Source organism: Mycobacterium conspicuum (assembly GCF_010730195.1).
GTDB lineage: Bacteria > Actinomycetota > Actinomycetes > Mycobacteriales > Mycobacteriaceae > Mycobacterium > Mycobacterium conspicuum.
The window spans coordinates 3,443,934-3,457,275 of sequence record NZ_AP022613.1; the positions used below are offsets into that span (position 1 = coordinate 3,443,934).

General features: G+C 66.1%; 10 protein-coding genes and 1 pseudogene. 5 read left to right on the forward strand and 6 right to left on the reverse strand.

Annotated elements, in window-relative coordinates:
• Nucleotides 1–5: 5 nt before the first annotated feature.
• From glnA to G6N66_RS15890, 3 genes are all read right to left on the reverse strand, one after another.
• Entirely contained in the window at nt 6–1,346 is a 1,341-nt protein-coding gene (gene glnA, locus G6N66_RS15880; protein WP_085232999.1) for a type I glutamate--ammonia ligase, read from the reverse strand.
• Between the two features lie 79 nt (nt 1,347–1,425).
• Complete coding sequence (locus tag G6N66_RS15885) at nt 1,426–2,976, reverse strand: alpha/beta hydrolase (protein WP_085233000.1); 1,551 nt, start codon at nt 2,974–2,976, stop codon at nt 1,426–1,428.
• An 83-nt stretch (nt 2,977–3,059) separates the two neighbouring features.
• Nucleotides 3,060–4,622, reverse strand: a complete 1,563-nt coding sequence (locus G6N66_RS15890; RefSeq protein WP_139825210.1) for an alpha/beta hydrolase — start codon at nt 4,620–4,622, stop codon at nt 3,060–3,062.
• A gap of 187 nt (nt 4,623–4,809) precedes the next feature.
• Between G6N66_RS15890 and panB the strand changes: the two genes are divergently transcribed.
• From panB to istB, 4 genes and pseudogenes are all read left to right on the forward strand, one after another.
• Nucleotides 4,810–5,655: a 3-methyl-2-oxobutanoate hydroxymethyltransferase gene (gene panB / locus G6N66_RS15895; protein WP_085233002.1), complete on the forward strand. Its 846-nt coding sequence runs from the start codon at nt 4,810–4,812 to the stop codon at nt 5,653–5,655.
• 223 nt (nt 5,656–5,878) lie between these two features.
• Entirely contained in the window at nt 5,879–7,438 is a 1,560-nt protein-coding gene (locus tag G6N66_RS15900; RefSeq protein WP_085233003.1) for a CYTH and CHAD domain-containing protein, read from the forward strand.
• 315 nt (nt 7,439–7,753) lie between these two features.
• A complete protein-coding gene (locus G6N66_RS15905) occupies nt 7,754–9,115 on the forward strand; it encodes a Mu transposase domain-containing protein (RefSeq protein WP_163645859.1) in 1,362 nt (453 codons plus the stop codon).
• A 46-nt stretch (nt 9,116–9,161) separates the two neighbouring features.
• Nucleotides 9,162–9,959, forward strand: a pseudogene (gene istB, locus G6N66_RS15910) (IS21-like element helper ATPase IstB).
• Between the two features lie 114 nt (nt 9,960–10,073).
• On the opposite strand, the gene G6N66_RS15915 reads toward istB, so the two are convergent.
• The 3 genes from G6N66_RS15915 to G6N66_RS15925 all read right to left on the reverse strand — a co-directional run bounded on the left by G6N66_RS15915 (nt 10,074) and on the right by G6N66_RS15925 (nt 12,446).
• Nucleotides 10,074–11,342 carry a sensor histidine kinase gene (locus tag G6N66_RS15915; protein ID WP_085231064.1) on the reverse strand — a complete coding sequence of 423 codons (1,269 nt, stop codon included), beginning with the start codon at nt 11,340–11,342 and terminating at the stop codon, nt 10,074–10,076.
• A gap of 9 nt (nt 11,343–11,351) precedes the next feature.
• Nucleotides 11,352–11,726: a response regulator gene (locus G6N66_RS15920; RefSeq protein ID WP_232079319.1), complete on the reverse strand. Its 375-nt coding sequence runs from the start codon at nt 11,724–11,726 to the stop codon at nt 11,352–11,354.
• A gap of 69 nt (nt 11,727–11,795) precedes the next feature.
• Nucleotides 11,796–12,446 carry a response regulator transcription factor gene (locus G6N66_RS15925; protein WP_232079320.1) on the reverse strand — a complete coding sequence of 217 codons (651 nt, stop codon included), beginning with the start codon at nt 12,444–12,446 and terminating at the stop codon, nt 11,796–11,798.
• A gap of 268 nt (nt 12,447–12,714) precedes the next feature.
• Here G6N66_RS15925 and G6N66_RS15930 point away from each other — a divergent pair, with 268 nt between their 5' ends.
• Nucleotides 12,715–13,056: a hypothetical protein gene (locus G6N66_RS15930; RefSeq protein ID WP_085231067.1), complete on the forward strand. Its 342-nt coding sequence runs from the start codon at nt 12,715–12,717 to the stop codon at nt 13,054–13,056.
• The last annotated feature ends 286 nt before the right edge of the window (nt 13,057–13,342 follow it).

The following is a 13,342-nucleotide window of genomic DNA, read 5'->3' on the forward strand; positions in this document are numbered from 1 at the left end:
TCCGATTACAACGACAGGTAGGTCTTCAGCTCGTACGGCGTGACGTGGCTGCGGTAGTTCGACCACTCCGTGCGCTTGTTGCGCAGGAAGAAGTCAAACACGTGCTCCCCCAACGCTTCCGCGACCAGCTCGGAGGCCTCCATCGCGTGCAGCGCACTGTCCAGGCTGGTCGGCAGCTCCCGGTAGCCCATCGTGCGGCGCTCTTCGGACGTGAGATCCCACACGTTGTCTTCGGCCTGCGGCCCCAGCACGTAGCCCTTCTCCACGCCGCGCAACCCGGCGGCCAGCAGCACGGCGAACGCCAGGTAGGGGTTGCAGGCCGAGTCCGGGCTGCGCACCTCCACCCGTCGCGACGACGTCTTGTGCGGCGTGTACATCGGAACCCGCACCAACGCGGACCGGTTGGCGGCGCCCCAGGATGCCGCGGTGGGGGCCTCGCCACCGACCACCAGCCGCTTGTAGGAGTTGACCCATTGATTGGTGACCGCGCTGATCTCGGAGGCATGCTCGAGGATCCCGGCGATGAACGACTTGCCCACATCCGAGAGTTGCAGCGGGTCGTCGTCGCTGTGGAAGGCGTTGACGTCGCCCTCGAACAGGCTCATGTGGGTGTGCATGGCCGAGCCGGGGTGCTGCGCGAACGGCTTGGGCATGAACGACGCCCGCGCGCCATTTTCGATCGCGACTTCTTTAATGACGTAGCGGAACGTCATCACGTTGTCGGCCATCGACAGCGCGTCGGCGAAGCGCAGGTCGATCTCCTGCTGGCCGGGCGCGCCCTCGTGGTGGCTGAACTCCACCGAGATGCCCATGAATTCCAGGGCGTCGATCGCGTGCCGGCGGAAGTTGGACGCGGAGTCATGCACGGCCTGATCGAAGTAGCCGGCGTTGTCGACCGGGATCGGCGGCGTCATGCCATCCTCCGAGCCGGGCTTGAGCAGGAAGAATTCGATCTCCGGATGCACATAGCAGGAGAAGCCGAGGTCGTTGGCCTTCTGCAGCTGCCGGCGCAGCACGTGGCGCGGGTCGGCCCACGACGGCGAACCGTCCGGCATGGTGATGTCGCAGAACATCCGCGCCGAGTGGTGGTGGCCGTTGGATTCCCAGGGCAGCACCTGGAAACTCGACGGGTCCGGGTGCGCGACGGTGTCGGATTCCGACACCCGCGCGAAGCCCTCGATCGAGGATCCGTCGAAGCCGATGCCCTCCTCGAAGGCGCCTTCCAGCTCGGCGGGCGCGATCGCGACCGACTTGAGGTACCCCAGCACGTCGGTGAACCACAGCCGGACGAAGCGAATGTCTCGCTCTTCGAGCGTGCGGAGGACGAACTCCTTCTGTCGATCCATAACCCGAACAGTAGGCAATCCCTGTTAAATCTGTGTTACCGAGGCCAGCCCAGAAGCGTTTCCGGGCGTCGGCGCCAAGTTACTGCTGGACACACCGCAACAGCGGCGGGGGCACCGTCTGATCGACGAAATACGCCATCACCGCGCTGTCCACGCACTGGTTGCCGTCGAAGACCACGGTGTGCTGGGTGCCGTCGTAGGTGATCAGCGGGGCGCCCAGCTGGTGGGCCAGGTTCACCCCGGCGCGATACGGGGTGGCCGGGTCGCGGGTCGTGGAGACGACGACGACCTTGCCCAACGGCACGGCGGGCGCCGGGTGCGGCGCCATCGTCGCCGGCACCGGCCACATGCCGCAGATGTCGCGCGGCGCGTTCCCGGTGAACTGCCCATAGGACAAAAACGGCGCAGCCTGACGGATCTGTTGATCGGCGGCCACCCAGCTCGCGGAGTCCGTGGGCGCCGGCGCGTCGACGCAGCGGACGCCGTTGAACGCGTCCTGATCGTTGGTGTAGTGCCCGTGCTGGTCGCGGCCGTCGTAGTCGTCGGCGAGCATCAGCAGGTCACCGGCGTCGCCGCCCTTTTGCAGCCCGAGCAGCCCACTGGTCAGGTACTTCCAGTGCTGCGGCGTGTAGAGCGCGTTGATGGTGCCGGTGGTGGCGTCGGCGTAGCCGAGCCCCCGCGGATCCGACGTCTTGCCCGGCTTGGTGGCCGTCGGGTCCACCAGGGCGTGGTAGCGGTTGACCCATTGGGCCGGGTCGGTGCCCAACGGGCAGGCGGTCGAGCGCGCGCAGTCGGCCGCGTACGCGTTGAAGGCGGTCTGGAAGCCCGCCATCTGCTCGATGTTCTCCTGGATCGGGCCCTCGGTCGGGTCGATGGCGCCGTCGAGCACCATCGTGCGCACGTGCTCGCTGAAGCCCTCGAGGTAGGCGGTCCCGATCGCGGTGCCGTAGCTGTAGCCGAGGTAGTTGATCTGCTCGTCACCGAGCGCGCGCCGCACCATGTCCATGTCGTGCGCGACGGACGTGGTGCCCGCGTTGGCGAGGAACGCCTTGCCCATCTTGTTGAGGCATTCCTGAGCCAGGTTCTGGTAGATCTGCTCGATGTGCGCCACCCCGGCCGGGCTGTAGTCGACCATCGGTTCGCGCCGGTAGGCGTCGAACTCGGCGTCGGTGCGGCACCGCAGCGCCGGTGTCGAGTGGCCGACGCCCCTCGGGTCGAAGCCGACTAAATCGAAATGCCGTCCGATGTCAGTGGTTTGCAGGTCTGCGGCCATCCCGGCGACCATCTCCACCGCCGACGCCCCCGGCCCGCCCGGGTTCACGAATAGCGATCCGATTCGCTGACCCGTCGCCGGAACGCGGATCACCGCCAGCTTGGCTTGTGCCCCAGCGGGATTGGCGTAGTCGATCGGCACCGACACCGTGGCGCACTTGGCGGTCGGGATGTCACTGGTGTCGTCAATGAATTGACTGCAGCTGCCCCAGTTCTGTTGGGACGCCGCGACGGGCTGCGGCGCTTGGGTCTGACCGGTACCGGGTTCCGGTGTGGCACTCGCAACCGGGAAGGGAGCCAGCAACCCAAACGAAAGCAGCGCCGAGCTCAACGATCTCAGGCGCGACATGGCTGCCATCGTTGCATCTTCGAATGGTCGCGGGCAGCGCGAAAAGGTCACGCCTTGGTTTCGTATCGGCGGCTTTGGCGATTAGCGGAGTGTCAGCACTTCGCGCCGTTGGGCGGTGTGGTACCGGCGATCAGGTAGTCGGTCGCATAGTCGTCGATGCAGCGGTCGCCCTGGAAAACCACCGTGTGCTGGGTTCCGTCGAAGGTGAGCAGCGAGCCGCGCAGCTGGTTCGCCAGGTCGACGCCGGCCTTGTACGGCGTCGCCGGATCGTGGGTGGTCGACACCACCACGGTCGGCGCCAGTCCGGGCGCCGACACGGTGTGCGGCTTGCTGGTCGGCGGCACCGGCCAGAACGCACAGGTGCCCAGCGGCGCGTCACCGGTGAACTGCCCCCAGCTCATGAACGGCGCGATCTCGCGGGATCGACGGTCTTCGTCGATGACCTTCGCCCGGTCCGTAACAGGCGGCTGGTCAACACAATTGATCGCCACTCGCGCGTCGGTGGCGTTGCTGTAATGCCCGTGCGAGTCGCGACGCATGTACATGTCGGCCAGCGCGAGAAGCGTGTCGCCGTGATGGCCGACCAGCTCGGTGAGGCCGTCGGTCAGGTGATGCCACAGCGTCGGCGAATACAGCGCCATGATGGTGCCCACGATCGCGTCGCTGTAGCCCAGCCCGCGTTTGTCGTTGGTGGGCACCGGCTTACCGAGCATCGGGTTGTTCGGGTCGACCAGCGGGTCGACCAGGCTGTGGTAGACGGTGTTGGCCTTGTCCGGGTCGGTGCCCAACGGGCAGCTCGGTTTCTTGGCGCAGTCGGCGGCGTAGTTGTTGAACGCGTCCTGAAATCCCTTGGCCTGTCGCAAATCCGCCTCGACGGGATCGGCATTGGGGTCGACGGCGCCGTCGAGGATCATCGCCCGCACGTGCTGCGGGAACGCCTCGGCGTAGGCGGAGCCGATGCGCGTGCCATAGGAGTAGCCGAGGTAGGTCAACTTGTCGTCGCCCAACGCCGCGCGGATGGCGTCCAGATCCCTGGCGACAGCGACGGTCCCGATGTTGCGCAGAAAGTTCTTGCCCATCTTGGCGACGCAGCGGCCGACGAACTGCTTGGTTTCATCCTCGATGTGCGCGACACCGGCCGGGCTGTAGTCGACGTTCGGCTCCTTGCGCAGTCGGTCGTTGTCGGCGTCGGAGTTGCACCAGACCGCCGGCCGCGACGCGCCCACCCCGCGCGGGTCGAATCCGACCAGATCGAACCGCTCCCGCACCCGCTTCGGCATCGTCTGCACCACGCCCAGGGCCGCCTCGATACCGGACTCGCCGGGCCCGCCCGGGTTGATCACCAGCGAACCGATCTTGTCGCCGGTGGCGGGAAAGCGAATCATCGCCAGCGCCGCCACGTCGTTGCCGGGGTGCTTGTAGTCGATCGGCACGGCCAGCTTGCCGCACAACGCGCCGCCGGGGATTTTCACCGAGCTGCTGCTGGACCGGCACGGTGTCCACTGCACCGGCTGGCCCAGCTTGGGCCCGGCCATGAGCGCGCGCCCGTTGACCACCCGCACGCAGCCCGCCGCCACCAGCGCGACCGCGCCGATCGCCGTCCAGATCAGCAGCGTGCGCGCGATCTTGGCGCGGCGAGGCAGGCCCATGCTCACCTATGCTGCCAGAGCCAACCTGAGATTCTGATTAACGGCCACCACCACCGCGAGACCAGACGATGGCGATTGTCACACCGGTGGGACGGTGCTTTTGCACGCCAGGGATGGCAGACTGGCAGGGTCAAGCGAACCCGGGGACCCCGAAGGGCCACGAGGATCGACCGGACCACACATAGGGACAGCGATGTCTGAGCAGAATGTCTATGGAGCTGCGCCAGCTGGGCCGTCGGCCCCGCGGACCAAAATCCGCACCCACCACCTGCAGACGATGAAGGCCGAAGGTCACAAGTGGGCGATGCTCACGGCCTACGACTATTCGACCGCCCGAGTATTCGACGAGGCCGGCATCCCGGTGCTGCTGGTCGGCGATTCGGCGGCCAACGTCGTGTACGGCTACGACACCACCGTGCCGGTCTCCATCGACGAGCTGATCCCGCTGGTCCGCGGCGTGGTCCGGGGTGCTCCGCACGCCCTGGTGGTCGCCGACCTGCCGTTCGGCAGCTACGAGGCCGGCCCGGCCGCCGCACTGGCGGCCGCCACCCGCTTCATGAAGGAGGCCGGCGCGCACGCCGTCAAGCTCGAGGGCGGTGAGCGGGTCGCCGAGCAGATCGCCTGCCTGACCGCGGCCGGCATCCCGGTGATGGCCCACATCGGCTTCACCCCGCAAAGCGTCAACACCCTCGGCGGCTTCCGCGTGCAGGGTCGCGGCGACGCCGCGGAGCAGACCGTGCACGACGCGATCGCCGTCGCCGAGGCCGGGGCGTTTGCAGTCGTGATGGAAATGGTGCCGGCCGAATTGGCCACCCAGATCACCGGCAAACTCACCATCCCGACCGTCGGCATCGGGGCGGGCCCCAACTGCGACGGCCAGGTCCTGGTCTGGCAGGACATGGCCGGCCTGAACACCGGCAAGGCCCCCCGTTTCGTCAAGCGGTACGCCGACATCGCGGGCGAATTACGCCGTGCCGCAACGCAATACGCGGAGGAGGTGGCCGGCGGGGCTTTCCCCGCCGACGAGCACTGCTTCTAGACCGGCCGCGAAAGTCGCACCGAAAAGCATTGCGCCGCTTATCAGACCGGCGGCAAGGGCCAGGTATCCAAAGGTAAGCCGTCGCGGTGCGCCGCATGAACCGAACACGGCGACCAGACGCCTGGGTCGGACGTAACTCAGATGTGGCACGCTAGGGTCCCTACCCACCACCATCGACAACCATCTTCGAGGGCCCCTAACCGCGCCCTCACCGGAGGCGAGAATGCCTGGAAACGCGCCCGAAACCTCACGTCATCTGGAGGTGGAGCGCAAGTTCGACGTCGGCGAGTCGACGGTGTCGCCGTCGTTCGAGGGCATCGCGGCGGTGGCCCGCGTCGAGAAGTCGCCGGTCCAGTCGCTGGACGCGGTGTACTTCGACACGCCCGCCCACGACCTGGCCCGCGACAAGATCACCCTGCGACGCCGCACCGGCGGCGCCGACGCCGGCTGGCACCTGAAGCTGCCGGCCGGACCCGATGCGCGCACCGAGGTACGGGCGCCGCTGGACGCCTCTGACGAGGCCACCGTGCCCAGCCAGTTGCTGGACGTGGTGCTCGCGATCGTGCGCGACCGCCCGCTCGAGCCGGTCGCACGGATCACCACCCAACGGGAAAATCAGGTGCTCTACGGCGTTGACGGCGCCGCGCTGGCCGAGTTCAGCAACGACCACGTCACCGCGTGGTCGGCGGCGACGCCCGGGGACGCCGACTCAGTGCCGGCCGAACAACAGTGGCGCGAATGGGAACTCGAGCTGGTCGAGAATGGGAGTGCCGACACCGAGCTGTTGAACCGGCTGAGCAACCGGCTCCTCGACGCCGGCGCGGTACCGGCGGGTCACGGTTCCAAGCTCGCGCGGGTGCTCGGCGACACCTCGGCGTCCAACGGGACAGAGCTGGCCGCTGATTTCGTGGACCCGCTGCACCGCGCGGTGGCCGAGCAGGTCGAGCAGCTGCTGGTCTGGGATCGCGCCGTGCGCGCCGATGCCCCCGACGCGGTACACCAGATGCGGGTGACCACCCGCAAGATCCGCAGCCTGCTGCGCGACGCCGCTGGCGCGTCCGATTCCACCGACACCGAATGGGTGCAGGCCGAACTGCGTGAGCTCGCCGCCGTGTTGGGGGTGGCGCGCGACGCCGAAGTGCTCGCCGAGCGCTACCAGCGCCAGCTGGACCTGCTGGAACCGGATTTGGTGCGCGGACGGATCCGGGACCGTCTGGTCAAGGGTGCGCACCGCAGGTATCAGACCGGGCTGCGGCGCTCGCTGATCGCGATGCGCTCGCAGCGATACTTCCGGCTGCTCGACGCCCTCGACTCGTGGGTGGCCGACGCCGCCGCTCCGCCCGCCGGGGAGGAACCGGTGCCGGTGACCATCGACACGGCCTATAAGAAGGTCCGCAAGGCGGCAAAAGCCGCGAAGGAAGCCGAGGCAGCCGACCCGGCGGGTGCCGCGACCGAAGAGGCCGGCGAGCACCACGACCCCGACGAGGCGCTGCACCGAATCCGCAAGCGCGCCAAGCGATTACGGTACACCGCATCGGCGACCGGCGCGGACAAGGTGGCCGAACAGGCCAAGGCGATCCAGTCGTTGCTGGGTGACCACCAGGACAGCGTCGTAAGCCGCGAACATCTGATCCAGCAGACCGAAGCCGCGCACGTCGCCGGCGAGGACACCTTCACCTACGGCCTGCTGTTCCAGCAAGAGGCCGACTTGGCCGAAAGATGCCACCAGCAGCTGGACGCGGCGCTGCGCAAGCTCGCCAAGGCGGTGAAGAAGGCGCGTTAGCCCAATCGGCTCAGGGCAGACGAGCTAGTTTGTAAGCCGGACTGTTATCTGCGCGTGTCCCGACAGCCCTACTGCGGCGGGGAGATGGCTTGTGCTAGACACCGAACGTGATTCACCCGTGCCCGGCCAGGCCACTAGACCGCCACGATCAACGAAGCGCGTCCACCTGGGTTGAAGTTGACCGCGCTCACTGAAATTCCCCACTGACGCTCATCGAAATTCCCCACCCGTGTGGCTCCGCCGAGAAGGGCGGGCCTCCCTCGAAGCTGCTGGTGTCTGACGCCAGTAGCTCCACCGAAGGAGGCCCGCTTTCTCATGCTCACATGGGAGGACGATGTGGAAGTACATGCCCTACGCAAACGTGGTTGGTCGATCTCGGCGATCGCCCGCCACACCGGCTTCGACCGCAAGACGGTCCGGAAGTATCTGGCCGGTGACGGCGCGCCCGGGGTCCGCGCCCGGCCCGACCCGGACCCGTTCGACCCGTTCATCGACTACGTCACCGCCAGGCTGACCGAGGACCCGCACCTGTGGGCCCGCACCCTGTTCGACGAACTCGAGGACCTCGGATTCGGGCTGTCGTATCAGAGCCTGACCCGCAACATCCGGACCCGGAAGCTGCGGCCCGTCTGTGAGGCGTGCCGGACGGCCACGCAGCGCCCGAACGCGGTGATCCCCCATGCACCGGGTGATGAAACTCAATGGGACTGGCTGGAATTGCCCGATCCGCCGGAATCGTGGGGCTGGGGCAAAACCGCACACCTGCTGGTCGGCTCGTTGGCCCATTCGGGCAAGTGGCGCGGCTATCTGTCGCCGAGCGAGGACCAACCCCACCTGGTCGCCGGCCTGGACCGCGTCACCCGCGGTCTGGGCGGCGTCTCGCGGGTGTGGCGGTTCGACCGGATGGCCACGGTCTGCGATCCCGGTAGCGGCCGGGTGAGCGCCTCGTTCGCCGGGGTGGCCAAGCACTACGGCGTATCGGTGGCGATCTGCCCGCCGCGGCGCGGCAACCGCAAGGGCGTGGTGGAGAAGGTCAATCACACCGCCGCGCAACGCTGGTGGCGCACCCTGGCCGACGACGTCACCGTCGAGGCGGCCCAGGCGAACCTGGATCGCTTCGCCAGGGTGCGTGGTGACACGAGGCTGCGGGCCACCGCTGATGGCCGCTCCTCGGTCGCCGTGGTGGCCGAAACGGAGCCACTACAACCAATACCGGCGCAGGCGTATCCGGTGATCGTTTCCGAGGCCCGCACCGCATCGCGCCAAGCGATGGTGTCCTACCGCGGTAACCGCTACTCGGTGCCCCCGGAGCTGGCCGCCGCCAACGTGGTGGTGTCGCATCCGGTCGGCGGTCAGTTCTGCGACATCGCCACCGCCAGTGGGATCGTGGTTGCCAGGCACCGGATGGCCGCCGACGGGCTCGGCGTCATGGTGCGCGACAACGGCCACGTCATCGCGCTGGATGCCGCGGCGATCGCCACCGCGACCACCGGACGGGCGCACCGCCGCAAGGAACGCATCCCACCCGGCCCGGCGGCCAAAGCCGCTGCCGCGCAACTGCTTGCGATCAATCAGCCATCCGTCACCGCAATTGAAACATCCACTCCGTCAACCAATTCCACCGTCATCGATCTGTCCGCTTACGAGCGGGCCGCCCAGAACAGGACCATCCAATGACCCCACACCGCGCACCGGTAAGACCACCACCACAACCGAGGAATCGCTGTCGGCGGCGGCGAGCCATATCAGCAGCTACGCTCGCATCTGGCCGAACTCAAACTGGCCGCGGCCGCTGAAGCCCTACCTGCCGTGCTCGACCAGGCCACCGCCGACGGGCTGTCGCTGACCGTTGCCTTGGAGCGGCTGCTGGCCGTCGAGGTCGAAGCCTCCACCGCCCGCCGACTGGCCGGACGGCTTCGGTTCGCCTGCTTGCCCACCCCAGCCACCCTGGCCGACTTCGACGTCGATGCTGCCGCCGGGATCGACCGCAAGCTCATCGACGAGCTGGGCACCTGCCGCTATCTGGAATCAGCGACCAACATCCTGCTCATCGGCCCACCGGGTACTGGAAAAACACCTGTCGGTCGGATTGGCCAGGGCCGCAGCACATGCCGGCTACCGGACGTACTTCACCACCGCCGCCGATCTGGCCGCCCGCTGCCACCGCGCCGCCATCGAGGGACGCTGGGCCACCACCATGCGCTTCTTCGCCGGCCCGACGCTGCTGGTGATCGATGAACTCGGCTACCTTCCACTGCCCGCCGAGGCCGCTTCGGCGTTGTTTCAGGTTGTCTCCCAACGGTATTTAAAGACCAGCATCGTCATCACCACCAACCGCGGCGTGGGAGCCTGGGGAGAGATCCTCGGCGACACCACCGTGGCCGCTGCCATGCTCGACCGCCTGCTGCACCGCTCCGTGGTCATCAACCTCGACGGAGAGTCCTACCGGCTACGTGACCACCACGCCGCCGCAGAAACCCTGCGCCGAACCACCACCGGCACCCGCCAACAACTACACTGACCGCTGCTCACAGGTGAGGAATTTCGGCGAGCACAGCCGGGGATTTTCGATGAGCGCCGTCAAAGTCCGCCAGCTGGCGGAGTGGCGCGAGTGCGCGAACGGTCCGCGGCCATGTTACTGGGCAGCGCTAGGCTCCGGCACGCTAGTCACGGTGGCGATTATTCGGGTGCCGCGGCCAGGTGCCGTATCAATTTCGAGCTGCCCACCGATGGCCGCTAACCGGTCTTTCATGTTGGTCAGCCCGGCGCCGGTGGTAGCCCGGTTGAATCCGGGGCCGCTATCACTGATTACAAGGGTGAGCTGGTGGTCTTCGACGGAGGCGTTGATTGCGACCTTCGCGTCCGGCCCCCCGTGTTTGGCGGCGTTCTGAAGCGCTTCGGTGCTGCAGTAGTAAAGGGCTGCCTCGACCTCCCTGCGATAGCGGCCAACGCCCTGCAGGTTGAGGTCGACCGGAATCGCAGCGTGCGCGGCCGCAGCTGGCAGGGCCTGGGCCAGGCCGCCGCTGACCAACAGTGGTGGGTAAATGCCGTGCGCAATTCTGCGAATCTCGGCAATCGCGGTGTCCATCAATTCGGACGCCTCTAAGAGAAGTCTTTCAGCACGGTCTTTCTCGGCTCGACGAGCGAGTTGCAGCAAAACGGCTAGCGCGACCAAGTGCTGTTGGGCCCCGTCATGCAGGTCGCGTTCCAGGCGACGCCGCTCCTCGTCAGCGGCGGTGATCAGCCGAGTACGCGATGCGGCGAGTTCGGCGGCATGGTCGGCAAGCAGTTTCTGGGAGACCCGCAATGCCGCGGCGTTGTTCCAGACGATTAGCAGTATGTGCACGGCGATGATCGGGAGAGCAACGTTGATGAACACGCTCTCGATGGCCGGAGGAGCATGCGCAGCTATTTGTGAAATGTTCTGGAACCGAGCTAGCACAGCTAGGGCTAGGACGCAGCCGACGGTGATCAGCATGAGAATCAGTCCGCGCTGCCGTCTGACGTAATGCTCGGCAAAAACGACCGGCACCAACGCCAACAACACCATCACAGGTAGCAGGCTCGGCATGATGAACGTAATGAGCACGGCAGTGACCCAGTTACTAACGCAGACCAGCGTGATCGACCGCTGATGCCTATCCCGTCGCACCAGGTACAGCGCGATCACCAACACAGCGCACTGCGCAGTGCAGATCGCCACGACGGCCAGAACCCAGAGGGATCGCAGCACCCACTCGTATCCCCAAAGCGGCAACAGCACGCCGGCAAGGAAATACATGACCGTCAGAGTCACGAGGAAAATCTCGAACCGTTCCGTCGCGTAACGGTGAACGAGGTCATAACCCAACAGCTGAAGCCGCTCTGTGGCATAGCGGTGAATACGGCTATTTCCTAACAGCATTGATCAGACTCATTCATGCGCCCGCCATAACCGCATGAGCAGATCCGGACTCAGCTTCTCCTTGCGGAGGTACCCCGCGGCACCACAATCCTCGACCCCGGAGGGGAGGTCTTTGAGGTCATAGGTTGACATCAGCAAGATCATCAGATCTGGGCGTGCAGCGCGGATCCGCCGCGTGGCCTCGATGCCTCCGATCCCCGGCATATTGACATCCATCAAGACGATCCCGCTGCCGTCACCCCAGGTCGTCTCGATCGCCGACTCACCAGTTTCGCATTCGCCTGCTAATACGAATCCATCTGCAGCGGAGAGCATTTCAACCGCCACACGCCGAAAACTGGCCTGGTCATCGACAACCCAGACCGGCACCTGTTCAGCTATCACACTGAACATTGTCAGGTCTACGACTCGCTGACCGCCAGGGTGTACACACCACCATTTCGGTGGATCTGGCTATACCGATGTGTCGCCGCCAAGGAACATAAGTACTGCCTTGACGCGCCGATCGACAGTGTCGTCGCCGGTCAGGCCGAGCTTGGCGAATATCGAGTTGATGTGCTTCTCCACGGCACGCTGGGACAACACAAGCCGTTGTGCCACCGCACGATTGCTGCCGCCGCTGGCAAGTTCGGCGAGGACTTCTCGTTCCCGAGGTGTCAGCCTGCTGACCATCGCCGACGAACCAGGCTTTGCCAACAACGCCTCGACCACGAGCGGATCCAGTACCGTCCCGCCCGATGCAACTTCGCGGACCGCATCGCTGAGCTGATCGAAATGCGCGATCCGTTCTTTCAGCAGGTAGCCGCGTCCAGTAGTGCCTCCGCCCAGCAGTCCAGCTGCATACTCGGGTTGAACGTACTGCGACAAGACGATCACCCCGGTCTTGGGGTAAGCGGTGCGCATCCAACGTGCTAGGCGAATTCCCTCATCGGTCGATGTCGGTGGCATGCGTACGTCAGTCACCAACAACGTTGGGTTGTGTTGGTCGAGAAGTTCTACCGTGGAGTCGAAATCAACGCCCTCACCGACGACGACGACATCGGGATCCGTCGATAGCGCCCGACACACGCTGTCTCGGACCAGCAAAGAGTCCTCGGCGACCACGACCGAAATTCTCCGGTCTGCCATCAGCCTCACCGCATTTCGCTCTCGCAGCCTCACGTTGATTGGCTCGTCCGACTATAGACGTGCGTCCGCCGACGCCCGCTTGGTACAGGCATGCAGGGTCCCCGTGGTGTAGGCACCACCTCAACTGTGGTGCGCGCTTTCTGGTTCGGCAGCACGGCAATTGATGGGATTTACCTGAGGTAATCCCAAGCGGCACAGGAAGTCCGTAACAAAAGGGCGCCTCTACATCGGAGAGGAACCATCGATGAACAAGATGATCATAGGCAGCGTGGCCGCCGTCAGTGCCGCGATCGCCCTGGCCGCCGAGGGCCACGCCGACACGGCGTTCATTCGCTGCCCGTCGGGCTTCACCGGCGTGGCCACGACCGTCACCTCATGCGAGTTCGCCGACAGCGTGCGGTCCAGCTGGGGCGCCACCATAGCCAACGGTGGCAACGGCAGCCTCATCAATGCGTTCTCACCCGTCACCCTGCAGTTCTACTTAATGCACTGCAACCCCAACGGCACGGTGCACCTCAACACCGGTGAGACCAAGTACGCGGCGCTGTGCGTCGGCGGCAACGACGCCGAAGTGGTGTTCTGGTGAGCCGCCGGACGATCTACTTGGGCGCCGCGCTCACGGCCGCCGCGCTTGGTGCCTCCGCCGCCTTGGCGCCGCTGGCCCACGACGCAGGCGGCCAGCCTGAGCAGCACTCGTTTTTCGCTGGCCGATCCGGCCCTGGCACGTCATCGACGGACGTCTCAACCGGGGGGCAACCGTTTCTGCCCGCATACCTAGCGATGCTGCAGGGCAAACGGGCCTGGCCGCCTAACCGGTGCTACCCGCAGAACCTTCTAGACCTCCTCGCGCCCTGCGACGGCAAGTAAACCCG